This window comes from Saccharopolyspora indica (assembly GCF_027853965.1).
Taxonomy (GTDB): domain Bacteria; phylum Actinomycetota; class Actinomycetes; order Mycobacteriales; family Pseudonocardiaceae; genus Saccharopolyspora; species Saccharopolyspora indica.
Genome location: NZ_JAQGLB010000002.1, coordinates 174,920 through 198,044, shown reverse-complemented (window position 1 = coordinate 198,044; position 23,125 = coordinate 174,920). Strand labels below are relative to the sequence as shown.

Annotated in this window: 23 protein-coding genes; 10 read left to right on the top strand and 13 right to left on the bottom strand. The window is 70.8% G+C overall.

The window, feature by feature from the left end:
• Positions 1–8: 8 nt before the first annotated feature.
• Positions 9–791 carry an enoyl-CoA hydratase/isomerase family protein gene (locus tag OU416_RS04800; RefSeq protein ID WP_270925590.1) on the bottom strand — a complete coding sequence of 261 codons (783 nt, stop codon included), beginning with the start codon at positions 789–791 and terminating at the stop codon, positions 9–11.
• A 203-nt stretch (positions 792–994) separates the two neighbouring features.
• Positions 995–1,762 (bottom strand): ABC transporter ATP-binding protein, encoded by a 768-nt coding sequence (locus tag OU416_RS04795; RefSeq protein ID WP_270926074.1) that lies wholly within the window; start codon positions 1,760–1,762, stop codon positions 995–997.
• Positions 1,763–2,253: 491 nt separating this feature from the next.
• Here OU416_RS04795 and OU416_RS04790 point away from each other — a divergent pair, with 491 nt between their 5' ends.
• The 3 genes from OU416_RS04790 to OU416_RS04780 all read left to right on the top strand — a co-directional run bounded on the left by OU416_RS04790 (position 2,254) and on the right by OU416_RS04780 (position 4,978).
• Positions 2,254–2,871 (top strand): cysteine dioxygenase, encoded by a 618-nt coding sequence (locus OU416_RS04790; RefSeq protein WP_270925589.1) that lies wholly within the window; start codon positions 2,254–2,256, stop codon positions 2,869–2,871.
• 134 nt (positions 2,872–3,005) lie between these two features.
• Entirely contained in the window at positions 3,006–3,434 is a 429-nt protein-coding gene (locus tag OU416_RS04785) for a rhodanese-like domain-containing protein (protein ID WP_270925588.1), read from the top strand.
• Between the two features lie 383 nt (positions 3,435–3,817).
• Positions 3,818–4,978, top strand: a complete 1,161-nt coding sequence (locus OU416_RS04780) for a tetratricopeptide repeat protein (protein ID WP_270925587.1) — start codon at positions 3,818–3,820, stop codon at positions 4,976–4,978.
• 1 nt (position 4,979) lies between these two features.
• On the opposite strand, the gene OU416_RS04775 is transcribed toward OU416_RS04780, so the two are convergent.
• A complete protein-coding gene (locus OU416_RS04775) occupies positions 4,980–5,924 on the bottom strand; it encodes an NADP-dependent oxidoreductase (RefSeq protein ID WP_270925586.1) in 945 nt (314 codons plus the stop codon).
• Positions 5,925–5,993: 69 nt separating this feature from the next.
• Between OU416_RS04775 and OU416_RS04770 the strand changes: the two genes are divergently transcribed.
• Positions 5,994–6,932 carry a GlxA family transcriptional regulator gene (locus tag OU416_RS04770; protein WP_270925585.1) on the top strand — a complete coding sequence of 313 codons (939 nt, stop codon included), beginning with the start codon at positions 5,994–5,996 and terminating at the stop codon, positions 6,930–6,932.
• A 12-nt stretch (positions 6,933–6,944) separates the two neighbouring features.
• Here OU416_RS04770 and OU416_RS04765 read toward each other — a convergent pair whose 3' ends face one another.
• The 3 genes from OU416_RS04765 to OU416_RS04755 form a co-directional block, all read right to left on the bottom strand.
• Positions 6,945–7,610, bottom strand: a complete 666-nt coding sequence (locus OU416_RS04765) for an HNH endonuclease (RefSeq protein ID WP_270925584.1) — start codon at positions 7,608–7,610, stop codon at positions 6,945–6,947.
• Between the two features lie 91 nt (positions 7,611–7,701).
• On the bottom strand, positions 7,702–8,160 hold the full coding sequence (locus OU416_RS04760) for an NUDIX domain-containing protein (RefSeq protein ID WP_270925583.1): 459 nt from the start codon (positions 8,158–8,160) through the stop codon (positions 7,702–7,704).
• On the bottom strand, positions 8,157–8,756 hold the full coding sequence (locus OU416_RS04755; RefSeq protein WP_270925582.1) for a TetR/AcrR family transcriptional regulator: 600 nt from the start codon (positions 8,754–8,756) through the stop codon (positions 8,157–8,159). The genes OU416_RS04760 and OU416_RS04755 overlap by 4 nt, the downstream gene beginning before the upstream one ends.
• A gap of 116 nt (positions 8,757–8,872) precedes the next feature.
• Here OU416_RS04755 and OU416_RS04750 point away from each other — a divergent pair, with 116 nt between their 5' ends.
• Positions 8,873–10,063 (top strand): Cmx/CmrA family chloramphenicol efflux MFS transporter, encoded by a 1,191-nt coding sequence (locus tag OU416_RS04750; RefSeq protein ID WP_270925581.1) that lies wholly within the window; start codon positions 8,873–8,875, stop codon positions 10,061–10,063.
• A gap of 47 nt (positions 10,064–10,110) precedes the next feature.
• On the opposite strand, the gene glgP is transcribed toward OU416_RS04750, so the two are convergent.
• The gene (gene glgP, locus OU416_RS04745; RefSeq protein WP_270925580.1) at positions 10,111–12,660 is read right to left on the bottom strand and encodes an alpha-glucan family phosphorylase; all 2,550 of its coding nucleotides are present in this window, start codon (positions 12,658–12,660) and stop codon (positions 10,111–10,113) included.
• Between the two features lie 77 nt (positions 12,661–12,737).
• Here glgP and OU416_RS04740 point away from each other — a divergent pair, with 77 nt between their 5' ends.
• The 3 genes from OU416_RS04740 to OU416_RS04730 all read left to right on the top strand — a co-directional run bounded on the left by OU416_RS04740 (position 12,738) and on the right by OU416_RS04730 (position 16,383).
• Entirely contained in the window at positions 12,738–13,913 is a 1,176-nt protein-coding gene (locus OU416_RS04740) for a neutral zinc metallopeptidase (protein WP_270925579.1), read from the top strand.
• Positions 13,914–14,110: 197 nt separating this feature from the next.
• Positions 14,111–15,583, top strand: a complete 1,473-nt coding sequence (locus tag OU416_RS04735) for a neutral zinc metallopeptidase (protein WP_270925578.1) — start codon at positions 14,111–14,113, stop codon at positions 15,581–15,583.
• 92 nt (positions 15,584–15,675) lie between these two features.
• Positions 15,676–16,383 (top strand): tyrosine-protein phosphatase, encoded by a 708-nt coding sequence (locus OU416_RS04730; protein WP_270925577.1) that lies wholly within the window; start codon positions 15,676–15,678, stop codon positions 16,381–16,383.
• A 60-nt stretch (positions 16,384–16,443) separates the two neighbouring features.
• Here OU416_RS04730 and OU416_RS04725 read toward each other — a convergent pair whose 3' ends face one another.
• Positions 16,444–17,415, bottom strand: coding sequence for a tetratricopeptide repeat protein (locus OU416_RS04725; protein WP_270925576.1), 972 nt, complete (start codon positions 17,413–17,415; stop codon positions 16,444–16,446).
• Positions 17,416–17,696: 281 nt separating this feature from the next.
• On the opposite strand from OU416_RS04725, the gene OU416_RS04720 reads away from it, so the two are divergent.
• Entirely contained in the window at positions 17,697–17,948 is a 252-nt protein-coding gene (locus OU416_RS04720; RefSeq protein WP_270925575.1) for a hypothetical protein, read from the top strand.
• A gap of 77 nt (positions 17,949–18,025) precedes the next feature.
• Here the strand turns inward: OU416_RS04720 and OU416_RS04715 are convergent, their stop codons facing one another.
• The gene (locus OU416_RS04715; RefSeq protein ID WP_270925574.1) at positions 18,026–18,328 is read right to left on the bottom strand and encodes an MTH1187 family thiamine-binding protein; all 303 of its coding nucleotides are present in this window, start codon (positions 18,326–18,328) and stop codon (positions 18,026–18,028) included.
• Between the two features lie 534 nt (positions 18,329–18,862).
• Positions 18,863–19,051: a hypothetical protein gene (locus tag OU416_RS04710; protein WP_270925573.1), complete on the bottom strand. Its 189-nt coding sequence runs from the start codon at positions 19,049–19,051 to the stop codon at positions 18,863–18,865.
• A 997-nt stretch (positions 19,052–20,048) separates the two neighbouring features.
• On the opposite strand from OU416_RS04710, the gene OU416_RS04705 reads away from it, so the two are divergent.
• Positions 20,049–20,549 carry a MarR family winged helix-turn-helix transcriptional regulator gene (locus OU416_RS04705; protein WP_270925572.1) on the top strand — a complete coding sequence of 167 codons (501 nt, stop codon included), beginning with the start codon at positions 20,049–20,051 and terminating at the stop codon, positions 20,547–20,549.
• A gap of 34 nt (positions 20,550–20,583) precedes the next feature.
• Here OU416_RS04705 and OU416_RS04700 read toward each other — a convergent pair whose 3' ends face one another.
• From OU416_RS04700 to OU416_RS04690, 3 genes are all read right to left on the bottom strand, one after another.
• A complete protein-coding gene (locus OU416_RS04700) occupies positions 20,584–20,931 on the bottom strand; it encodes a DUF3817 domain-containing protein (protein ID WP_372907146.1) in 348 nt (115 codons plus the stop codon).
• A 76-nt stretch (positions 20,932–21,007) separates the two neighbouring features.
• Entirely contained in the window at positions 21,008–21,325 is a 318-nt protein-coding gene (cutA, locus tag OU416_RS04695) for a divalent-cation tolerance protein CutA (protein ID WP_270925571.1), read from the bottom strand.
• 96 nt (positions 21,326–21,421) lie between these two features.
• Positions 21,422–22,819, bottom strand: coding sequence for a glycoside hydrolase family 47 protein (locus OU416_RS04690; protein WP_270925570.1), 1,398 nt, complete (start codon positions 22,817–22,819; stop codon positions 21,422–21,424).
• Between the last annotated feature and the right edge of the window lie 306 nt (positions 22,820–23,125).

The following is a 23,125-nucleotide window of genomic DNA, read 5'->3' as shown; positions in this document are numbered from 1 at the left end:
CACCGGACTCAGTTGCCGGTGAACTTCGCCTTGCCCGGCCCGTTCTCGATGAACGAGCGCATGCCGATCTTCTGGTCCTCGGTCGCGAAGGTGCCCGCGAACAGGTGCGTCTCCAGCTTCAGAGCGTTGGCCAGGTCGAGGTCCAGCCCGCCGTCGATCGCGGCCTTGGCCGCGGCCAGGGCACGCGCGGCACCGTTGGTGAACTGCTCGGCCCACCGGCGCGCGGCCGCGTAGACCTCGTCGGCGGGCACCAGCTCGTCGACCATGCCCAGCGACAGCGCCTCCTGCGCGTCGACGAACCGGCCGGTGTAGATGATGTCCTTCGCCTTGCTCGGCCCGATCAGCCGCGCCAGCCGCTGCGTGCCCCCGGCGCCGGGGATCACGCCCAGCAGGATCTCCGGCTGCCCGACCTTGATGTTGTCCGCGGCGATGCGCCGGTCGCAGCTCAGGGCCAGCTCGAAGCCGCCACCGAGGGCGTACCCGGTGAGCGCGGCGACGGTCGGCTTCGGGATCGCGGCGACCTGGCTCATCGCATCGGACAGGCCGCGCTGCTCCTTGCTCGCCATGTCGGCGTAGGACATCTCGGCCATTTCCTTGATGTCCGCGCCTGCGGCGAAGACCTTCTCCCCGCCGTAGACGATCACGGCGCGGATGTCGTCGCGCTCGGCGGCTTCGAGCGCGACTTCCCGCAGCTCGACCTCGATCTGCCGGTTCAGCGCGTTCATCTTGGGCCGATCCAGCCGGATCGTCCCGATCGCGCCGTCCACCTCAAGCCTGACGAACTCGCCCACGCGGCATCCTCCTCGTCGAACCGCCACCTCGCGGGCAGGCTATCGCGCCCAGCGCCGCAACTGCTGTGTCGCGGATCTCAGAGTCCGCTGGTGGTTGCTTCACGCGGGTGGCCGCTCAGCGGAACCTGGGCGGCCACCCCTCCTGATGCATGCCCGGCGCGAAAGCCCCGGCCGCCGCGCAAGGCGTGGCCTGGCACGGGCTTTCAGCCGCGCCGGCGGGCGAAGAACCGGTCGCCGCTGCGCTGCAGCTCCAGGTCCTGGTCGAAGGTCTTGGACAGGTTGTCCTCGGTGAGCACGTCGTCGAGCAGTCCCTGCGCGACGATGCGCCCGTCCCGGAGCAGCAGGCCGTGGGTGAAGCCTGGCGGGATCTCCTCGACGTGGTGGGTGACCAGCACGGAAGCCGGCGCGTCGGGATCCATGGCCAGCGCGGACAGCCGCGCGACCAGGTCCTCGCGGCCACCCAGGTCGAGCCCGGCCGCCGGCTCGTCCAGCAGCAGCAGCTCGGGGTCGGTCATCAGGGCGCGCGCGATCGTGGTGCGCTTGCGCTCCCCTTCGGACAGCGTGGCGAACTCGCGGTCGGCCAGGTGCGCGACGCCGAGCAGTTCGAGCAGCTCCGCGGCGCGGTCGGTGTCCAGGTCGTCGTACTCCTCGCGCCACCGGCCGAGGACCGAGTAGCCGGCGCTGACCACGACGTCGCGAACCAGTTCGTCGCCGGGGACGCGGGCGGCCAAGGCCGCCGAGCACAGCCCGATGCGGGGCCGCAGCTCGAAGACGTTGGTCTTGCCCAGCCGCTCGCCGAGCACGTCGACGGTGCCGTCGCTCGGGTGCATCTCGGTGCTGGCCATCTTCAGCAGCGTCGTCTTGCCCGCGCCGTTGGGTCCGAGCACCACCCAGCGCTCGTCGAGTTCCACCGACCAGTTCACGTCGGCCACCAGCGTGGTCTTCCCCCGCCGAACACCGACGCCATCCATCCGGATGACCAGGTCGTCCACGTCTGCCTCCCCGCTGTCACTGACCGCAGCGCCTGGTCGTGGCGCGCCCGGTTCGTCTCGATCCGCCGACCGCCGCAGGCCGTCGGCCGGTCCGCTCCGCTCTCCATTGTTCCGTCCGCAGCCACGGAGGTTGCGGGCGGGAGCACCCAGCGCTCGCTCGGCCGGGTGACACACGTCCAGGGCTCGGCAAACCGTGCCGCCCAGCATTCGGGAAGGTGCTGCCGCTGCTGGCGCGGCCGACCCCACCGTGCCACGATCGCTGACGTGTCCGATTCGTTGCTCACCCGCGATCGCGTGATCGACCTGTTCCGGGTCGTCACCGCCGCCTGTTGCTGAAGCGGTCAACCGCTTTCCAGGTCCGTTCGCGCGGCTCGACGACGAATCACCCCACCGCTGAACCACCCCGCTTCCGATGCGGGGCGGGTCGTGTCGTGCCGCGCTCTCCGCAAGACACGAACTGGAGACACGCCATGAGCGCTGTGCAGCAGCACCGGCCCGATCTGCGAACCGCCCACCTGTCCGAGTACACCCCGACCGAACCCGTGCCCGAACCCGGCACGGCGGAACTGCACCCCGCCCTCGACCTCCCCCTGCTGCGCGACCTGATCCGCCCGGACCACCAGTTGTGGACGCCCCGCGAACTGCGCGACCTGACCAGCCTGGTCACCTCCGAACTGACCGGACCGCTGCTCGACATCGTCCGCGTCGACGACGAGAACCGCTGGTGGGCCAAGCTCGGCCTGACCGCCGGAGTCGAGCTGTGGCTGCTGTCCTGGGCTCCCGGCCAGGGCACCGCACCGCACGACCACGGCGGGGCGTCCGGTTCGTTCTCCGTGCTCTTCGGTGCGCTCCGCGAGGACTACCGCTATCCGGCGGGCCCGATCCGCACCTCGCACCACGACGTCGGGGCGAGCATCGGGTTCGGCAGCGGCCGCGCCCACCAGGTCCGCAACGTCAGCTCGGTGAACTCGGCGAGCGTGCACGCCTACTCACCACCACTGCTGCCGGTCCACTACTACTCGGACCTGTCCGAGGTACCGCCGATCCCACCCCAGCGCGCGCCCCAACTGCCGAAGGAACACGGATGACGCTCCGCGTGCCAACCGGAATCCTGCCCAACCGCACCTAAGGGGACCGTGATGCAACCCAGCCACAAGAAACCGCACAACGCGAGAACAAAGCCCAACGCAACCACCACTGAAAATCGCGGAGAGGCGGGCCAGTGACCACCATCCCGGCCCAACGCCCACCGGGGATCCCGCCCGGTCCGTTCGGCATCGACCACCTGCTGGCCGAATCCCGCGAGAAGCTGGCTCGGGTCTCGCCGCGGGAAGCGCTGGCCCTGCAGCAGGACGGCGGCCTGATCATCGACATCAGGCCGCAGTCCGACCGGCTCGCCGAAGGCGAGATCCCCGGCGCGCTGACCGTCGAGCGCATCGTCCTGGAATGGCGCCTGGACCCGGCCGGCGGCCACCGCCTCGACGGCCTGCACCCGGACCGCCCGGTGGTCCTGGTGTGCAACGAGGGCTACGCCTCCAGCCTCGCCGCGGCCCAGGCGAAGGGCCTCGGCCTGCGCCGGGCCACCGACCTGGCCGGCGGCTTCCGCGCCTGGAAGGCCGCCGGACTGCCGGTCACCACCGCCGTCGGCTGACCCCCGGCGACGCACCGCGAGGATGGGAACCTTCCTGTCACCGATGGCAGGAAGGTTCCCATCCTCGCGCCCCGGAGATGACAGGAAAGTTCCCTTCCTCGCAGCAGCGGACCGCGGGGAATCGGTGACAGGAAGGTTCCCACCGCCACTGTCGCCGGCTCTGGGATGACAGGAAAGTTCCCATGCTCGCACCGCCTCGGAGGTGGCAGGAAGGTTCCCTTCCTCGCCCGCGAGCTGCTCCTGGAGTGACAGGAAAGTTCCCTTGCTCGCCTTCCGTCGGTCTCGGGGTGACAGGAAAGTTCCCATGCTCGCAAGGCGTCGCCGGGGCGGTCCTGGGTGAAAGGGGTATGGGCACCTGCTGCGTCCCGTACGCTTCCGACCTTGTGCAAGCGCAGAGTTTGTTCTTCCGCCCGTGGGTGCTGGCCGGGTTCGCCGGAGCCGTCGCCGTTGCTCTCGTAGAGGCGATCGCGGGCACCGGTTTCACCGGGACCGCCGTGTCGTTGGCAGGCGCTCTCGCCGGGGTGGTGCTGCTGCCGATGATCACGCAGCTCGGGCTGATCGCCGGGGCCGTCGTCTTCGGCCTGCGGGTGCGGCACGTGATCTTCGGCGCCATGCGCGAAGTCGCGTCGTGGACTCCCAAGCGCGTGACGTTCACCGTGCGAGCGCTGCCGATCACGTTGCGCGCCCAGATCGGCCCGTGGCGGTCGCCGGTGATCCTGCGCTGCTGGCTGGCCGGGTTGCTGTCGGCGGTGGTCGGTGTCGCGGTGGTCGTCGGCGGCTGGTCGCTGGCCGATTCCGCGTTCTGGCGCGGGTTCACCGTCGCCGTCACTCCGCTGATGCTCTACAAGCTCTGGCCGCGGCGGGTTCCGCTGACCACCTCGACGGGTTGGCTGCTCTTCTCGCTGCCGCGCCTGGACGGGGTCGAACGCTCCGAGTTCATCGCCGCGCCGCTGGCCGCTCGCGCTTACGAGGCGTTGCGCCGCGGGGAGGTCGACCAGGCGCAGTCCTACGCCGACGAGCTCTCCGAGAAGCATCCCGGGCTGAACGCCACGATGTCGTGCCAGGTTTCGGTGCTGGAGGCGCGCGGCGAGTACGCGCCCGGGGTTCTGCTGCTGCTGAAGCACTTGTCGGAGAACGGCGATCTCCCGCCGCGCAAGATGTCCTACCTGCTCGCCGGGTTGGCGGGTCTCGGTTTCAAGGCCGTCGAGGCGGGCCAGCTGCCCGCCGAATCGCTGCTGCCGACCGCGAAGAAGGCGCTCGAGGACGCCGTCAAGCTCGGCTACCCCGAGTTCGAGCTCAGCGGCAGCAACGCGTTGCTGGCGCTGATCGAGGGCGATCCGGAGTCGGCCGTCCGCCTCGCGCAGACCGGGGCGGACTACAACCACACCCCGCTCTCCCGCGCCGACGACCTGGTCACGCTGGCCCGCGCGCACATGGCCTGCCACGACAACGCCGCCGCGCGCGAAGCGCTGGGCAAGGCCGAGGAGCTGGCCCCGTGGTCGCCGCGCGTCGCCGAAACCCGCCAACGGCTCTCCGTGGCGTGATTCAGTCCACGGTCAGGACGAGCTTTCCGGTGGTGCGGTTGGTTTCGCCCAGCGCGTGCGCCTTCGCCGCTTCCGCCAGCGGGAAAGTCCCGGCGATCTCGGCGCGCAACCGCCCTGTCGACACGAGTTCGGCGATGGCGCGCATGCCCGCCTGGTCGGCTTCGACGAGCAGGATTTCGGCGCGCACTCCCAGATCCTCGGCTTCGGCCGCCAGCTCCTCCCCGGCGTAGGGGAGGATGGAGACCAGCAGTCCGCCGGGCCGGAGGGTGCGCAGCGACCTGCTGCGGTAGTCGCCGGCGATGGTGTCCAGGACCACGTCCACGTCGCTGACCGCGTCGGCGAAGTCGACCTCCCGGTAGTCGATCAGCTCGTCGGCGCCCAGGCCGCGCAGGAACTCGTGCTTGCCCGCGCTCGCCGTGCCGATCACGTGCGCGCCGCGCGCTTTGGCGATCTGCACGGCCAAGTGCCCGACACCACCGGCAGCGGCGTGGATCAGCACCCGCTGCCCGGCCTGCACCTGCGCGGTGTCCACCAGCGCCTGCCAGGCCGTCAGGGCCGCCAGCGGAATCGCGGCCGCCTGCACGTGGTCCACTTCGGACGGCTTCGGGACGAACGCGCGCGCCGGACCGGTGACGTACTCGGCGTGCGAGCCGACGCCGTGCGGGTAGGGCAGCATGCCGAACACCTCGTCGCCCGGTTTGTGCAGGGTGACACCGGCGCTGACGGCCTCCACCACGCCGGAGACGTCCCAGCCGAGCACGTACGGCGGCTTGCCCAGGAACAGCTGCTGGGCGCGGTGCTTCCAGTCCGTCGGGTTGAGCCCGGCCGCGCGCACCCGGACGAGCACCTGGCTCGGGCCGGGTTCGGGGCGCGGCAGTTCCACCTCGCGCAGCACCTCCGGGCTGCCGAGTTCGTCTTGGCTGATCGCGCGCATCGTTTCGCTCATGCTTCGAGGCTGCCGGATCCGCGCCCGCATCGAAATGGCATGAATGCCAACATTCGATAGGATCGTGCCATGCATCGAGTCGTGGTGCTGGCGCTCGACGGGGTGTACCCGTTCGAGCTCGGCGTTCCCCAGCGCGTGTTCGGCAGTGCCTGCGGCCGCTACGAGGTCCTCACCTGCTCCGTCGACGGCGGGCCGGTGCGCAGCGACGCCGACTTCGCGATCACCGTCGAGCACGGCCCGGAACTGCTGCGCACCGCGGACACCGTGGTGATCCCGCCCTACGACATGTCCCTGCTCGTCGGCGAGCTGCCGCAGGCGGTGGCCGACGCGCTCGCGATGATCCGGCCGGGCACCCGCATCGTGTCGATCTGCACGGGCGCGTTCGCGCTCGCGGCGGCGGGGATGCTCGACGGCCGCCCGGCGACCACGCACTGGCAGCTGACCGATCTGTTCGGCCGCCTGTTCCCCGCGGTCCGGCTGGATCCGGACGTGCTGTTCATCGACGACGGCGACGTGCTGACCTCGGCGGGCGCCGCCTCGGGCGTGGACGTGTGCCTGCACGTCGTGCGCAACGACCACGGCAGCGAGGTCGCCAACCAGGTGGCCCGCACGTGCGTCGTGCCGGCGTGGCGGGAAGGCGGCCAGGCCCAGTACATCGAGCGCCCGGTGCCCGACCCGGCGGAGTCCAGCACCGCCGCGACCCGAACCTGGGCGCTGGCGAACCTGCAGCTGCCGCTGTCGCTCGCCGATCTCGCCGAGCACGCGCGGATGAGCGGCCGCACGTTCGCCCGCCGGTTCCGCGATGAGGTGGGGGTCAGCCCGGGCCGGTGGCTCACCCAGCAGCGCGTCGCCCGGGCCCGCCACCTGCTGGAGTCCAGCGATCTGCCGATCGACGAGATCGCCGCGCAGGTCGGCTTCGCCACGGCGGCCTCGCTGCGCCAGCACCTCCACGCCGCGATCGGTGTCGCTCCGCTGGCCTACCGCCGCACCTTCCGCGCCGGGGTCTGAGCGGCTCCTGACTCACAGGTCCGCACCCTTCTCCTGGTTGCAGCGCGCGCACAGCAGCTGCAGGTTGTCCTCGGTCGAGCTGCCGCCGAGCGCCACCGGGATGACGTGGTCGTACTGGATCTCGAAGTCCGTGCCGCATTCCACGCACCGCCCGCCGTCCCGCTCGAAGACCCGCTTCTTGACCTCGCGCGGGATCGCGGTGCGGCGTCCGGGCGTCCGCCGCTCGGTGTTGAGGCGCAGGTGCGCCCGGTCCAGCTTCGCCTTGTCGCGGCGCTGCTTGTCGCGGATCAGCGCGAGGACGTCCTCGACCGAGTATCCGCCCGATTCCCAGTAGAAGCCGTCCTCGAACCACCACCAGGTGCGGTTGCCGGAGGACGCGACGCGCACCGGTCCGGTGCGCTGCGCCGCGTGCATCGCCGCCATGCGCTGCCGGTCGATCCGCACCGGCGGGCAGCCCGTCCCGACGAAGAACCAGCGGCGCAGGAACAGGAATCCCCGGTCGTGGAAGAAATCGGCGTTGCCGTCGGGACGCAGCTGCTCGCCGCTCGTGCCTCGCGGCCGCGCGAACGACGGGGTCCGCGGCCAGCTGCGCCGCCAGAGCGAAACCCCCGCGACCACCACGAAACCGACCACGGCGAGCTGAACCAGGTTCAGCACGGCATCGACGAGTTCGACCACTTCGCAACGACCCCCAGATCGACGTGCGGAGACACTCGATCGTCGAAGCTATCGGGGATGGGCGGGCGGGAGCAGTCGTTCAATTTCAAGATCACGCAATCGGCCCAGCAGGCCCGAACCCCTCACCTCGTTCGATCAGGTGCAGGAACTCGCCCTGGTGATCGGCCAGTTCACCGGGCCGCGCCAGCGGGACGAACCGGCACCGGAACACCATCCCGTCGTCGCCGTCCCCGCTCGCGACCTCGTGCACCCAGCCGTCCCGCACCTCGGAGGTGCGAGCGTGGAAGAACACCGTGACCCGCGGCTCGCCGGTGTGCGGATGCGGGCGCTGCTGCACCGCCAGCGCCTGCCCCAGCTCGACTTCCGCGCCCGTTTCTTCCGCGACTTCCCTCGACGCCGCCGCGGTCAGCAGCTCTCCGGCCCGCACACCGCCCGCGGGAACCTGCGTCCCGGCTTCGGGCGCGTCCAGGTGATCGAACACGAGAAGTTCCGGGGCTCCTGAAGCTGTTCTCGTGACGTAGACCGCGACCCGGACCCTGCCGCCGCTCACTGCCGACGTCCGGTGCCCGCGCAGGATTCCAGCAGGGTGTCCACCACGTCCAGCAGCGCCGCGCGATCCGGCTGGGCCCTGGCCAGCACGCGCAGGCCGTAGTACGTGCTGAGCACCTGGCGGGCCAGGACTTCCGCGCTGCGGGCCGGGTCGATCTCACCGGACCGCTGACCTTCCGCGAGGACCTCGCGCAGCGCTTCCTCCACCGTCGCGAAGTTCCGCCGCACCTCTTCGCGGACGTCCGGGTCGTCCGCGGCGCGCTCGATGGCGGCGTTGATGGCGAAGCAGCCCGGCCGGCCGGTGCCGGAGAGGTCGATGTCGATCCCGGTGGTCAGCAGGTTCCGCAGCCGGTCGGCGACCGGCCCCGGGGCGCGCAGCAGCGCCACCTGCTCGACGGTGGCCGTCTCCTGGTACTTGCGCAGGCTGCGCAGGTAGAGCCGGTGCTTGTCGCCGAAGGCGTTGTAGAGGCTGGACGGACCGAGCTCGGTGGTCTCGCTGAGGTCGCGGGTGGAGGTCGCCTCGTACCCGCGGCGCCAGAAGGTGTCCATCGCCGCGTCGATGACGCGGTCTTCGTCGAACTTCCGCGGCCTGGCCATACCGCCACCCTAACCGTTTTGAAGCGGTTGGACGAAAACCTCACATTTTTGAATCGATCGCTTCAAAATGCTGTTAGCGTCGGGCCCGCAACTGACACCGCCGCACTGGAGGCCCCGTGCCGCTCGCCATCTACGTCCTCGCCCTGGGGATCTTCACCCAGGGCACCTCGGAGTTCATGCTCTCCGGACTGCTCCCCGACATCGCCTCCGACCTGGGCGTTTCCATCCCGGACGCGGGTCTGCTGATCTCCGCGTTCGCCGTCGGGATGGTCGTCGGCGCCCCGCTGCTGGCCATCGCCACGATGCGCTGGCCGCGCCGGACCACGCTGGTGGCGCTGCAGCTCGTCTTCATCGGTGCGCACGTCGCGGGCGCGCTCGCCCCCGGTTACTGGATCCTGTTCGCCACCCGCATCGTCAGCGCGGTGTCCTACGCCGGTTTCTGGGCCGTCGCGGTGGCGACCGGGGTCGGGCTCGTCGCGCCGAACGCCCGGAGCCGGGCCGTCGCGGTCATCGCCAGCGGGCTGACGCTGGCCACCATCGTCGGCGTGCCCGCGGGCACGCTGCTCAGCCAGTCCGCCGGCTGGCGCGCGGTGTTCTGGGCAGTCGCCGCGCTGACCGCGATCAGCCTGGTCTGCTCACTCCTCACGATCCGCGAGAGCGCTGAAGCGCAGGGCGAAGCGCGCAGCGCCGCAGCCGAACTGCGCGCGCTGGCCCGCCCGCAGTTGTGGCTGTCCTACGTGATCACCGCGCTGACCTTCGGCTCGGTCATCGTCACCTTCAGCTACCTGGCCTCGCTGCTGACCGGCGTGACCGGGCTGTCCGCGCAGTGGGTTCCGGCCCAGCTGGCGCTGTTCGGGGTGGGTGCGCTGCTCGGCATGTCGATCGGCGGCCGGACCGCGCAGGCGCACCCGGTCGGCACCCTGCTGTGCGGCCTGAGCGTCCTCGTGCTGACTTCCGCGCTGCTCGCGGTGGTCGGGGACAACGTGCTGGTCACCACGGTGCTCGTCTTCGCGCTGGGCGTGAGCGGGTTCGTCACCAACCCGGCGCTGCAGTCCCGGGTGTTCGTCCTCGCGCCCGGTGCGCCGACGCTGGTCGGCGCCGGCAACACCTCGGCCTTCAACATCGGCAACACGCTCGCGCCGATGCTGGGCGGCCTGACCATCAGCGCAGGCCTCGGCTTCGCGTCGGTGGCGTGGGTCGGTGCTGCGATCGGCGCGGCAGCCCTGCTCACCACGGTGTGGGCGGGCTACCTGCAGCACCGGACCGCGCAGCCGGGCACCGCACCGCGCGCCCGGGCCGCGGTCTGACCCCTGTGAGCGCTTCGGGGTGCTGGGACACCCCGAAGCGCTCACGGTCACCCGGCGAGGACGACCTTGCCGAGTTCGGCCGGCCCGGACAGCAGCGGATGCCGCGGCAGCACCCGGACCGTGTAGCCGGCCGGCCCGGCGTGCGGCAGCGTCACCGCGGCCTCGTAGCGGCCGTCGGCGGCCGGGCTCATGGACTCCGCGATGAAGTCGTGCAGCACGTCGGAGTCGTCGACCCGGCCCACCACCACCTCGACGTCCACATCGGACGGATCCAGGCCGGCCAGGTCGACCCTGGCCCGCACCGTCACCTGCCCGCCGAGCAGCGGCGTCCCGTCGTCCACCGACATCTCGGTGTCGCTGACCCGGACCCAGGTCCACGCCGCCTGCAACCGCGCCCGGTAGTCGGCTATCTCCCGCGCCCCGCGGAAGTCGTCGGCGGTCATGGCGCGCATCGACCGGGCCGCCGGGGCGTAGTGGTGGTCGACGTACTCGCGGATCATCCGGGACGCCTGCACCCGCGGGCCCAGCGTGGCCAGGGTGTGGCGCACCATCGACATCCACTTGCCCGGCACGCCGTCGGTGTTGCGCTCGTAGAACATCGGGGCCACGTGCTCGGAGATCAGCTCGTAAAGCGCCGCGGACTCCAGGTCGTCGCGCCGGTTGGGATCGCTGACGCCATCGGCGTTGGGGATCGCCCAGCCGTTGTGGCCGTCGTGCATCTCGTCCCACCAGCCGTCGCGCACCGACAGGTTCAGCCCGCCGTTGAGCGCCGCCTTCATCCCCGACGTGCCGCAGGCCTCCAGCGGCCGCACCGGGTTGCTCAGCCACACGTCGCAACCGGACACCAGGTAGCGGGCCAGCGACATGTCGTAGTCGGGCAGGAACACGATGCGGTGCCGCACGTCGGCCTGATCCGCGAACTTCACGATCCGCTGGATCATCGCCTTGCCGCCCTCGTCGGCCGGGTGCGACTTGCCCGCCACCACGATCTGCACCGGCCGGTCGGCGTCGAGCAGCAGCTCGCGCAGCCGGTCGGTGTCGCGCAGCATCAGCGTCGCGCGCTTGTAGGTCGGCACCCGGCGGGCGAAACCGATGGTCAGCACGTCCGGGTCGAAGACCGAATCGCACCAGCCCAGCTCCAGGTCCGACGCACCGCGCCGCAACCACGCGGCGCGCAACCTGCGGCGCACCTCGTCGACCAGCCGCTGGCGCAGCGAGCAGCGCAGCTCCCACAGCAGCGAATCGCTCACCGGCTCCATCCCGCGCAGCCCGGCCCCGCTGTCCATCTCGGACTCGCCGAGCAGCTTGCCGAGCTCCCGCGCGGACCAGGTCGGCCCGTGCACGCCGTTGGTCACCGAGCCGATCGGGACCTCCTCCAGCCCGAAACCCGGCCACAGCCCGCGGAACATCTTGCGGATGACCTCGCCGTGCAGCTCCGACACCCCGTTGGCGCGCTGCGCGAGCCGCAGGCCCATGTGCGCCATGTTGAACATGCCGGGGTTGTCCTCGGCACCCATGGCCAGCACGCGATCGGTCGGCACCCCGGGCAGCAGCGCCTGCGCGGAGCCGTCGCCGAAGTAGTGCCGCACCAGGTCCACCGGGAACCGGTCGATGCCGGCGGGCACCGGGGTGTGCGTGGTGAACACCGTCCCGGCGCGCACCGCCGCCACCGCCTGGTCGAACTGCAGCCCCGGTCCCTCCTGCAGCTCCCGGACCCGCTCCAGGCTGAGGAAACCGGCGTGGCCCTCGTTGGTGTGGAACACCTCGGGCTGCGGGTGCCCGGTCAGCTCGCAGTAAGCCCGGACCGCGCGCATGCCGCCGATACCGGCCAGGATCTCCTGGCGGATCCGGTGCTCGGCGTCGCCGCCGTAGAGCCGGTCGGTGGTGCTGCGCAGGTCGTCGTCGTTCTCCGGCAGGTCGCTGTCCAGCAGCAGCAGCGGCACCCGGCCGACCTGCGCCTTCCAGATCCGGGCGTGCAGGGTGCGCCCGGCGGGCATCGCCACCCGCACCAGCACCGGCTCACCGGACTCGGCCGTCAGCATCTCCAGCGGCAGGCCGCGCGGATCCAGCACCGGGTAGTGCTCCACCTGCCAGCCCTCGGCCGACAGCGACTGCCGGAAGTAGCCCGACCGGTACAGCAGTCCGACGCCGATCAGTGGCACGCCCAGGTCGGAGGCGGCCTTCAGGTGGTCCCCGGCGAGCACGCCGAGACCACCGGAGTAGTTCGGCAGCGCCTCGGTGAGACCGAACTCCATGGAGAAGTACGCGATGGAGTCGGGCAGCGCGGCGCCCTCGTCCTGCCGCTGCTGGTACCAGCGCGGCACCGTCCGGTAGCGGCGCAGGTCGTCGGCGACGGCGCGGGTGCGGGCCAGGAAGTCCTCGTCCCCGGCCAGCTGCCGCAGCCGGTCGGCGGGCACCTCGGCGAGCAGGCGCAGCGGATCGCCGCCGACCGCCGACCACACCCGCGGGTCGACCGCCGCGAACAGGTCCTGCGTCGGCGGGTGCCAGGCCCAGCGGAGGTTGGTCGCCAACGTGCCGAGGGCGCTCAGCGGCTCGGGCAGGTGGGCGCGCACGGTGAAACGGTGGACGGCTCTCACGGGAGCGGACCATATACCGGACCGGTGCCGCACGTGCGGACGTACCAACCGCCGCAGCGGGTGGGAAGCTTGCCGCTGTGCGCGCGTGGACACCGCTGACGATGATGATCTTGCTGCTCATCGGCTCGTGCGCGGCAGCGCCCCCGGAACCGCCGCCTGTGGCCGAACACACCGTCGACCCGGCGTTCGTGCACGGCACCGATCACGGCGGCACCGACCGCCTGGCCGCCACCGTCGTCACCGACGTCCAGGACTACTGGAACGAGCAGTACCCGGCGGTGTTCGGCACGTCGTGGCGCAACCTCGACGGCGGCTTCTTCTCCGTCGACACCAACGGCACGGGCACCGCCCCGCCCTGTTCGGCGAAGGTGAGCGATCTGGAGGGCAACGCGTACTACTGCGCCACGGTCGACGCCATCGCCTGGGACCGCACAGCACTCCTCCCGGTGCTTCAAGAGCGCTACGGAGACGCTTCGGTCGTGGTGGTGCTCGCGCACGAGATCGGTCACGCCGTGCAGAAGCGCGCGGGGATCGACGCCGACGCAGCACCCGTGCGCCTCGAAGCCATGGCTGACTGCTTCGCGGGCGCCTACGTCCGCTCAGTCACCGACGGACGCTCGGAACGCCTGCGCATCAACGACGAGCAGCTCGACCGAGCGCTGCGCGCGATCACGCTCTTCCGCGACCCGGTGAGCACCAACAGCACCGAAGCGCACGGCAGCGCCTTCGAGCGCGTCACGGCGTTCCAGGACGGCTACGCCAACGGCCCGCGCCGCTGCACCGAGGTGACCGAGACGCCCCTAAGCGCACTGCCGCCCGACGGCCCCAACCTCCCGCTGGACGAAGCGCTGCGCACTGAGAGCATCTCGGAGTACTTCAGCGAGCTCGTCGGCGAGCAGTGGAAACCGCCCGCGCTCGCCCTCGACCGCCCCGCGCTCGCCGAGGCCCACACCGGCATCGGCGACCAAGCCGTCACCACTCTGCTCGCCGCCAAGTACGCGCTGACCGCCAACGCAGGCCTGGGCCGCCCGACGACCGGCGCGGACGCGAGCAAGCAGATCGCCTGCCTCACCGGCGCGTACACCGCGGCGCAACCCGGGCTGACGCAAGGTGATCTGGACGAGGCCGTGACCGTGGTGCTCGACTCCGCCGACACCGCCCGCGACGCCCAGGGCACGGACCAGCTGACCGGGTTCGACCGCATCACCGCCTTCCGCGACGGAGCGCTCGGCGGCGCCGCCGCCTGCGGCTGAGCGCCTTTGCGAGCATGGGAACCTTCCTGTCAACCGCCCCGCCACCCGGTGCGAGCATGGGAACCTTCCTGTCACTCCCGGATCCGGCCAGATCGCCGTGGGGCCGATCAGCCAACCGATAGGCTGCTCCGGGCACCGGGTGGCGCAGGACGTCCGGTGCGCGGAGTTCGGCATCTGCAGCAGGATGGGGCGCGCCAGTGGCACGGGTATCGACGGGAAACCGAAGGCGGAGGCGGGTCCTCGGCACCGCGCTGTCCGCGGTCACGTGCATCGCGCTGGTCGCCGGCTGCGCGCAGCAGATCAGCGGCACCCCGACCACGATGGGCAGCTACTCGACCACCGAGGTCGCCGGGCTGCCGGTCAGCAACGGTCCCAGCGGCCCGAAGCCGGGAGCTCCGGACGCGCCGCTGTCCGTCGAGGGCACCGACAACGGTGAGATGGACAAGCTGGCCCGCAACGCCGTCGCCGACATCGACGACTTCTGGGCCGCGGTCTTCCCGAAGGCGTTCCCGGGCAAGCGGTTCGCGCCGGTCAAGCGCCTGGTCTCCTACGACGCCGGCGGTCCCGGCGCGCAGGTGTGCGGGGAGAACACCGCGGGCGTGGTCAACGCCTTCTACTGCCCGCCGGACGACCTCATCGCGTGGGACCGCGGCACGCTGCTCCCCGAGCTCAACAACAGCTTCGGTCCGATGGCCGTGGTGGCCGTGCTCGCCCACGAGATGGGGCACGCCGTGCAGCACCGGGCTCGCACGGCCACCAGCAACGACCAGGTGATCGTGCTGGAGCAGCAGGCCGACTGCTTCACCGGCGCCTACTTCCGGCACGTCGCCGGGGGTTCCTCGAAGTACTTCCAGATCTCCACCGGGCAGGGCCTCAACGAGGTCATGGGCGTGCTGAGCTTCATCCGGGACGCGCCGGGCAAGTCCGACTTCCAGGGCAGCAACGCGCACGGCAGCGCCTTCGACCGGGTCACCGCCTTCCAGTACGGCTTCGACGAGGGCCCGCAGCGCTGCGGGCAGATGGACTTCGACGACGTCTCCAAGCGCACCACGCTGTTCGGCTCGTGGAAGACCGAGCAGGACACCGACCTGCCGGTGGACGACAAGGGCCTGAGCGCCGTCGAGAAGAGCCTGCAGGAGGTCTTCCGCGACACCGGCGCGGAGCCGCCGAGCATCACCACCGACCAGTCCACCTGCCGCGGCCGCAAGCCCACCGCGCCGGCGACCTACTGCGAGTCCACCAACACCATCGCGCTCGACGTCGCGGCGCTGCAGAAGATCGCCACGCCGCCGAACAAGGACGCCGAGTCCGGCTACGGCGACTTCGCCGCCTACGCCCAGGTGGCATCGCGGTACGTGCTGTCGGTGCAGAAGGCCGCCGGGCTGCCGCTGGACGACCCGGCCGCGGGCCTGCGCACGGCGTGCATGGTCGGCGCCTGGAGCGGGCTGCTGGTGGAGGACCCGATCGGCAAGCGCAACCCGGTCGGCAGCCTGCGGGTCGTGGCCGAGGACATCGACGAGGGCGTCGCCGCGCTGCTCGGCGAGAACAGCCTGATCGCGGCCGACGTCAACGGCAAGCAGGTACCCGTCGGGTTCGCCCGCGTGGAGGCGTTCCGCATCGGCGTCCAGGAGGGCATGGCGCCCTGCAGCACCAAGTACAGCGCGACCTGACGTCCGATCAGCAGCGCCGTCCCCGGGCCAGGGGGCGGCGCTGTTCGCTTCCCAGCGCACAACCCCGGATGCGAGAGCGGCGTCCAACGATCATGAACGCTGAACGGCAACTGTTCTGGGACGGCTGCTTCAACACCCGGGACCTCGGCGGTCTCCGCACCGAGGACGGCCGCAACACCAAATGGGGCGCGGTGGTCCGCTCGGACGACCCGGCCGGGCTGACCGGCGACGGCTGGGCTTCGCTGCTGCGGCACGGCGTGCGCACGATCGTCGACCTCACCGGAGGTGAGTCGAGCACCGCACGGCGCCCGGCCGGGCTGACCGGCGTCGCGGTGCAGCTGGACGACCACGCCGACTCGGAGTTCTGGACGCGCTGGGACAACGCGCTCTCCTGCACGCCGTTGTACTACCGGGCGTTCCTCGACCGGTTCCCGCGGAAGGTCGCGGAGGTGCTGACCGCGATCGCCGAAGCCGGGCCGGGCGGCGTGCTGGTGCACTGCAGCAGCGGCCGGGATCGCACCGGTCTGATCTCCCTGGTCCTGCTGGCCGCGGTCGGCGTCGGCGCGGCCGACATCGCCGCCGACTACGCGCTCACCCACGTCCGCCGCGCCGAGCTGTGCGCTGCGGCCGGACTGCCCGACGACACGCCCAGAGTGCACAGCTCGATCGCCGAGCACGGCACGTCCGAGCCCGAGGTGATCGCGGACGTGGTCGGCTCCCGCGACATGGCGGCCTACCTCCGCTCCGCCGGGGTCACCGAGGAGCACCTCGCCGCGCTGCGCGACCGGATGCTCACCTGACCGGGAACGACGCGGCCCGCCGCCCGAGGCGCACTCGGGTGGCGGGCCGCGAGCCGTGGCTCAGAACAGGGCGCTGGCCAGCGCCCGGCGGGCGGCGCTGACGCGCTCGTCGCCCTCCGGGAAGACCTCGAACATCTCGACCAGGTGGCGGCGGACGCGGTCCCGCTCGTCGCCGGAGGTGCGCTTGACGCTGCCGATCAGCCGGTCGAAGCCCTCCTTGACGCGTCCGATGGCCAGCTCGGCGTCGGCCGCGGCCAGCTGGGCGTCGATGTCATCGGGAGCGGCGTCGGCCCGCTCGATCGCGGCCGGATCGGCCTGCTCGGCGCGCGCGGTGAACCGGACCTGCGACAACGCGGCCTTGGCCTGCTCGTTGTTCGGCTCGCTGTCCAGGATCTTCTGGTAGGCGTCCTCGGCGGCGGCGTAGTCGCCGCGTTCCAGCGCGTCCTCGGCGGCGGTGAACCGCGGGTCCTCGGGCTCCTCGACGGGCTCGGCGGCCCCGCCCTGCTCCGCGGCGCGGATGCCGGGCAGCTGGTCGCGCAGCGCGTTGAGCAGCTCGTCGATCCACTGCCGGATCTGCGGTTCCGGGAGCGCACCGGAGAAGGCGTCCACCGGCTGGCCGCCGGCGATCGCGATGACCATCGGCACCGACTGCACCTGGAACAGCTGCGCGATGCGCGGGTTGGCGTCGACGTCGATCTTGGCCAGCACCCACGCGCCGCCGGCTTCCTGAGCCAGCCGCTCCAGCACCGGGGAGAGCTGCTTGCACGGCCCGCACCAGGTCGCCCACAGGTCGACGATCACCGGCACCTGCAAGGACTTCTCGACGACCTCGGCCTGGAAGTCGGCCTCGGTGACGTCGATGACCGCCCCGCTCGCCGGTGCGGCTCCGCCGTCACCACCAGCGGCCGGCTGCGCGGCTGCGCGCGCATTGGCCTCGGCGCGGCTCTTCAGAGCCGACAGGTCGACTGCGCCCGCCATCGCGGACATTGCTGCTGCGTTCTGGCGTGGATCCGGCCTCGTCACGTCCTCCATCCTGACACGTTGCACCGACGGTGCGGTGGCAGGGCGGCGGATGTTTCGCAGTCAGCGATCAAGCCTCGCCAAGACCGACACGCCGAGATGCCCACAGATCAACTCGAAGCAGTGAACAACTTCCCTCTAAGGAGTGGATACGGCACGGAACCTCTCAAGCTCGGCGGCCTCCGGCTCCGAATGTGTTGGCAGAGCCCACGGGGACGGTTGGTTCCCTGCGGGTCTTCGGGGCCTCCGTTTGGTGGACCTCCTGCAAGTAGTTCAACGAGAGGTACGAAACAGTGCGTATTGCTACCCGTGTTGCCGGTGTCGCCGGTGCCGCCGCTCTCGGCGTCGTGACCCTGGGCACCGCCGCGTTCGCGGACAGCGCCGACAACAACGGCATCAACGTGCTCGACGACAACAACGCCAGCGTCGTTCCGGTGCAGCTGTGCGGCAACAACGTCGCCGTGATCGGTGCTGTCGTTCCGGTGCTGTCGCCGCAGGCCAACCAGTGCGTCAACGCGCCGGTCGTCGACCACCCGAAGTTCTGAGGGTCACCAGCCCTGAGCTGAGGCCGGGGGCGGCATCGAACTCGATGCCGCCCCCGGTTCGCGTTGTGCTGCGCGCCTCACCGCTCGCGCAGGTGCTCCTCGACCCGGCGCACCTTCGCGCTCAGCTGGCCGGTGTGGCCCGGCCGGATGTCGGCCTTGAGCACCAGGCTGGTGCGCGGCGCCCCGGCCGAGGCCGCCTCGGTGGCGCGCTTCACCACGTCCATGACCTCGTCCCACTCGCCCTCGATCGTGGTGAACATCGAGGTCGTCTCGTGCGGCAGACCGGACTCCCGGACCACCTTCACCGCGGCCGCCACCGCTTCGCTGACGCTGTCGCTGTCGCCTGCCCCGCTCGGGGCCACGCTGAACGCCACCAGCACGTCTGCTCCTCCTGTTCCTCCCGGCCGGCACCGCCGGCCGATGCGATCATGCGCCACGGACGCCCTCGCTGTCGCCGATCCCACGTGGCTGGACGACACCCGCGAGCGCCGCGCCTCGACGCTGGCCACCCGGCACGTCGACCGCCTGACCTGCGAAAGCCTGAACATCACCGCTCTCGTTCTGGACACGATCGAGGGTAAGGATCCGGTCACCGGAAAGCCCGTTCGCACCCAGGCACGGCTCATGGACACCAAGGCCTCGCTAGCCGAGGCAACGAGACCGCGTTCCGCCCCGCCGTCGCGGCAGAGCTGGCCCGCGGCGAGCGGGTCCGCACGATCGACCGCTCCCGCCCCCCACCACTGCGTTCGGGCAGAACACCGCGCGTCCGGACGGCCTTCAGTCGGCCTGTCGATCGTGCCGGTAAACCGAGGGCCCCGCCTCCCAGATCAGGAGGCGGGGCCTTTCGCGTTTACCCGGTTCCTCAGAAGTCAGCGGCGATAGCAATGCCCACGCCGCTCCGGCTCGTCAGATCCCTAGCGAATGCCGCCCCAGTCGTAATCAGACGCTTCGTCAATGGTGTAGGTCGCGACCTGTTCCTTCGATTCCGCGTTGAGCAGTACGACCGTGCGCGGAAGCTCGCCCTCGGGCTTCATTTCCACCGTCACAGAGCGATCGTCGGCCTTGACGACATTTGCGGAGGACCGGAACTGAGGGGACGGCATGTCTCTCTCCAACCTCATCGAAAACTGTCGCCCCTCTTGTCGTCCCACTCCGGAGCGAACTGAACGGGTGCCACTCGATCGACGGACCTGCCCCAGCAGAAAAGGCTCAGTGAGGTTTGAGCGATGAGTCACGACGCCCGCAGATATCAGGGCGTGCGGCACTAGTCGCCCCGCCCGCTCTCCACTCAGACGCGTGCGCTCCTTCCTCGGCTACCAGGAGTCCGAGCGCCCGGCGGGGACTTCCTCTTTCAAAGACCCCGGGTCTATGGGGCGGTGGCGTCGACGTCACTCGCGGACGCTTATGTCAACTGCCGCCAATCCGGCCCAGGGCGTTTGATGGTATGGGTGAATATCTATCGAGTGACGCCGTTTGCGGCAAGAATCCGGCACTCATTGCTTCTTCGGTGGCATCGGCCAACCGGGCCTGTGGCAGTGTTTCGTGCCGCGATCTCGACAACCCTGACTGCCGCTGCGCTCGTGGTGTCTGCCGGGTTCGCCAGTGCAGCGGTCACTGGCGGCGAGTGCGAGGCCGGAGGTGGTTACGTGGAATTCGACGGCCTTGCCCTCGAATGCGTGGGTGGCAGCCACAACGACGAAGACATCAACCCCTGGTGAGAAACATGAGCAGCGCGGTCGGGGTCCTGTCATCGCGGGCCCCGACGCCTTGTGCGTCGATGGACGTCGGGGAACCTGTGTCCTCGCCGTCCTCCGGTTGCGGCGCGCCGTGGGTCGATCCCGCGTTCGCGGCCGTCGATGACGCCGCGGCCACGTCGTTCGCCTGCTACCTCGCCGGGCTGTGGGCGTCTTGGCCCGAGTGCGACGACGACCGCGGCAAGCGGCACCGGGCGCCGTTCGCACCCCACCTGCGCCGCATGGCATCTCGGTGGCCGCCAGCCGATGTGATCATGCGCGATGACCGCCCCCGCTGTCGCCGATCCCACCGGTCCCGGCACCACAGCCCACAACCGGCCGGTAACCGCTGCTAGCGTCGGACACCATGAGCACCCGTAGTCCGCTGCCCTTCGACCCCATCGCGCGCGCGGCCGAGATCTGGGCCGAGCGGGTAGGCCCGTCGACGACGATGGCCGCGGTGACCAGCGTCATGCGGGTGCAGCAGATCCTGCAGTCCGCGGTCGACAGCGCGCTCCGCCCGCACAACCTGACCTTCGCCCGCTACGAGGCGCTGGTGCTGCTGACCTTCTCCCGGCGCGGCAGCCTGCCGATGCGGGTCATGGGCGACCGGCTCCAGCTGCACCCGACCAGCGTGACCAACATCGTCGACCGGCTGGAGCAGGACAGCCTGGTGCGGCGGGTGCCGCACCCCACCGACCGGCGCACCACCCTGGTGGAGATCACCGAGGACGGCCGGGACCTGATGAAGAAGGCCACCGAATCGGTCACCGAGATCGACTTCGGCCTGCGCGGCATCACCGAGCGGCAGACCCAGCAGCTGACCGAGCTGCTCGGCAAGGTCCGCCACGCCGCAGGCGACTTCTGAGCGAACTCCTCCGGCGCGGCGGGAACCACGCCGACTAGTTGATCTGCCGGACCCGGCCCCAGAACGTCGGCTCGTCCGAATCGGACTCGGTCAGCAGGCCGCGGCGGTTCGCCCAGCGCTCGAACCACACCGTGGCCAGCGGCGGCACCGACGCGACCAGCGCGAGCACCAGCACGCCGAACCGCCAGCGCAGCGGGCTGAACACGACCAGGCAGGCCACCACGTAGGCGGTGAAGATCGCCCCGTGGACCCAGCCCATCACGGTCACGCCGAGCGGCATGTCCAGGCCGTACTTGAACGCCATCGCCACCAGCAGCCCCACCCACGAGAACGCCTCGGCGATCGCCACCAACCGGAACCACCCGGCATAAGTCCGCGGCACGTCGACCCCACTTCCGTCTAGACCGGCACTGCACCCGAGTGTGCAGGGTGATGCGGCTCACCCCACCGCCGGTCCGTTATGGCCGGGTCTGCTCGTCGACCCAGGACAGGTACTCCGGGTTCCCGCCGACGATCGGGGTCGCGATGATCTCCGGCACCTCGTAGCCGTGCTCGGCCTTCAGGTGCGCGACGAGCGCGGGCAGCCGGGCGGCGGAGGTCTTGATCTGCAACTGCCACTCGGGGTCGTCCTGCGCCGCGCCCTCCCACACGTAGAAGCTGCGGATCGGCACGACCTGCACGCAGGCGCCCAGCGCGGCCTCGACGACGCCCCGGGCCAGCGAGGCGGCGGATTCCTCGGAGTCGGTGGTGGTCACGACCAGCACATGATCAGCCATTCGCCCAGCGTATCGGCGCGCCGTGACAGGAAGGTTCCCATGCTCCAAAGCGCGCCGGGCCCGGTGCGAGCATGGGAACCTTCCTGTCATCCGGCGTCAGCGGCGGGCTCCGCGGAGCAGGTTCGCCTCGGTGCTCAGGTAGTTGTCGCGGTAGTCGAACCGCGGGGTGCCGGAGAAGAGCAGCCAGTAGTACTTCATCTGCTCCGACCACCAGTAGCCCGGGCAGCTGTCCTCTTGGGACGGTGGCTTCGCGGTCACGTCGGTGAGGCCGGCGAAGCCGTAGTTCGTCTTCGAGGTCCGGAGCATGTTGTCGTAGTGGGTCTTCGCCCGCTCCCGGAAGATCTCGTCGCCGGTGGCCAGCCACAGCATCAGGGCCGCGTCGGCGAACTCGGGGCGCAGCGCGTTGCCCGGGTCGGCGGCCGACATCGTGGCGTAGTCGAGCGAGTTCGGGATGACCCCGAACTTCTCCTGCGCGGTGTTGAACGCGTCGTGGTAGGCGCGTCCTTCGTCGATCCGGCCGGATTCGGCGAGCAGTCCGGCGTAGAACCCGGCCAGCACGCTCTGCTCGCGGCTGAGGACCTCGCCGGTGAAGGCGTCGACCTGCGGGAACCACAGCAGGCCGTCGCGGCGTTCGGCCTGGTGGGCGAGGATCGCGTCGGTGAGCGTGTCGTACCACCGGCGGAGCTCTTCGTCGCCGAACAGCGCGTAGCCGTCCCACAGGTATTCGTAGTAGGAGTCGCCGGGCGGGCCGACGGTGGCCTGGCGGTTGCGCCACTCCCCCGTTTCGGCGTGGATGTCGTGCGGCAGCAGGCCGAGCTCGGTGCGCTTGTCGTGGACCACGCGCATGGCCTGCTTGGCCAGGTCGTAGTAGCGGCGGTCGCCGGTCCACTCCGACAGCACGCCGAACTCGGCGATGTAGGTGCCGACCTCGACGATGTTGGTCTCGGGGCGGCTGACCTCACCGGTGGCCAGGTTCACGTAGCGGTAGGGCAGCCCGGTCGGCGATTCGGTGAACGCGGGCAGCAGCCGGTCGGCGACGTCCACGGCCAGTTCCAGCAGCCGGGGCGCGCCGGTGCAGTGGTAGGCGGCGGCGAGGCCGCCGACCATGCGGATGTTGGTCTCGAAGACCTGGAACGGCGCGTCGATGTCGAAGCTCAGGTTGTCCTCGATCCACCGCACGGCCAGCGCCACTTCGTCGTCGGCCTCCATCAGCCACAGGGTGTCGACGGCTTCCACCAGGCTGAGCCCGATGGAGCGGCCCTGGACGAAGAAGTCCTCGCGGCCGCCGGAGATCGGCTTGATGTGGTCGGCGCCCAGCGCGCGGTCGACGTAGTGCTGCCACGCCCAGAGGTATTCGCGTCGCACGGAGTCGGCGGCGGGCTTCCAGTTCCGGCCGGCCGACGCCGCCGCCGGTCCTGCCGCCAGCAGTCCTCCCGCGGCGGCCGCACCGCCCATCAGCCGCAGAACGGTTCTCCGGGACACGCCTCCGAGCATCGCCGCCTCCTCAACTGGACAACCTTGTCAAGCCGCGCGGTTCACCGTTGCGGCCCGCGTCGTCGAGGTCAATGCGGCCCGCTGTTCCTGTCCGGTTTCGACACGGCGCGATGCCGATCAGCGGTGCGGGCTGCCACCGTCCGCCGCCTTGACCCGGGTGCCGCGGTTGCGAGCATGGGAACCTTCCTGTCACCCGCACCGCTCCTGACCTGAAGCACGGGAACCTTCCTGTCACTCCTGGCGCCGCGGGGCAGGCGGGCGGTGCGAGCATGGGAACCTTCCTGTCATCCCGCCCGCCGGATTGGG

Excerpts from the sequence above, each read along its gene's own strand:
- OU416_RS04795 (WP_270926074.1), bottom strand. The coding sequence starts at position 1,762 with ATGGATGGCGTCGGTGTTCGGCGGGGGAAGACCACGCTGGTGGCCGAC.
- OU416_RS04790 (WP_270925589.1), top strand. The coding sequence starts at position 2,254 with ATGAGCGCTGTGCAGCAGCACCGGCCCGATCTGCGAACCGCCCACCTG.
- OU416_RS04775 (WP_270925586.1), bottom strand. The coding sequence starts at position 5,924 with ATGAGCGAAACGATGCGCGCGATCAGCCAAGACGAACTCGGCAGCCCG.
- OU416_RS04770 (WP_270925585.1), top strand. The coding sequence starts at position 5,994 with ATGCATCGAGTCGTGGTGCTGGCGCTCGACGGGGTGTACCCGTTCGAG.
- OU416_RS04755 (WP_270925582.1), bottom strand. The coding sequence starts at position 8,756 with ATGGCCAGGCCGCGGAAGTTCGACGAAGACCGCGTCATCGACGCGGCG.
- OU416_RS04730 (WP_270925577.1), top strand. The coding sequence starts at position 15,676 with ATGAACGCTGAACGGCAACTGTTCTGGGACGGCTGCTTCAACACCCGG.
- OU416_RS04725 (WP_270925576.1), bottom strand. The coding sequence starts at position 17,415 with ATGGAGGACGTGACGAGGCCGGATCCACGCCAGAACGCAGCAGCAATG.
- OU416_RS04710 (WP_270925573.1), bottom strand. The coding sequence starts at position 19,051 with ATGCCGTCCCCTCAGTTCCGGTCCTCCGCAAATGTCGTCAAGGCCGAC.
- OU416_RS04705 (WP_270925572.1), top strand. The coding sequence starts at position 20,049 with ATGAGCACCCGTAGTCCGCTGCCCTTCGACCCCATCGCGCGCGCGGCC.
- cutA (WP_270925571.1), bottom strand. The coding sequence starts at position 21,325 with ATGGCTGATCATGTGCTGGTCGTGACCACCACCGACTCCGAGGAATCC.
- OU416_RS04690 (WP_270925570.1), bottom strand. The coding sequence starts at position 22,819 with ATGCTCGGAGGCGTGTCCCGGAGAACCGTTCTGCGGCTGATGGGCGGT.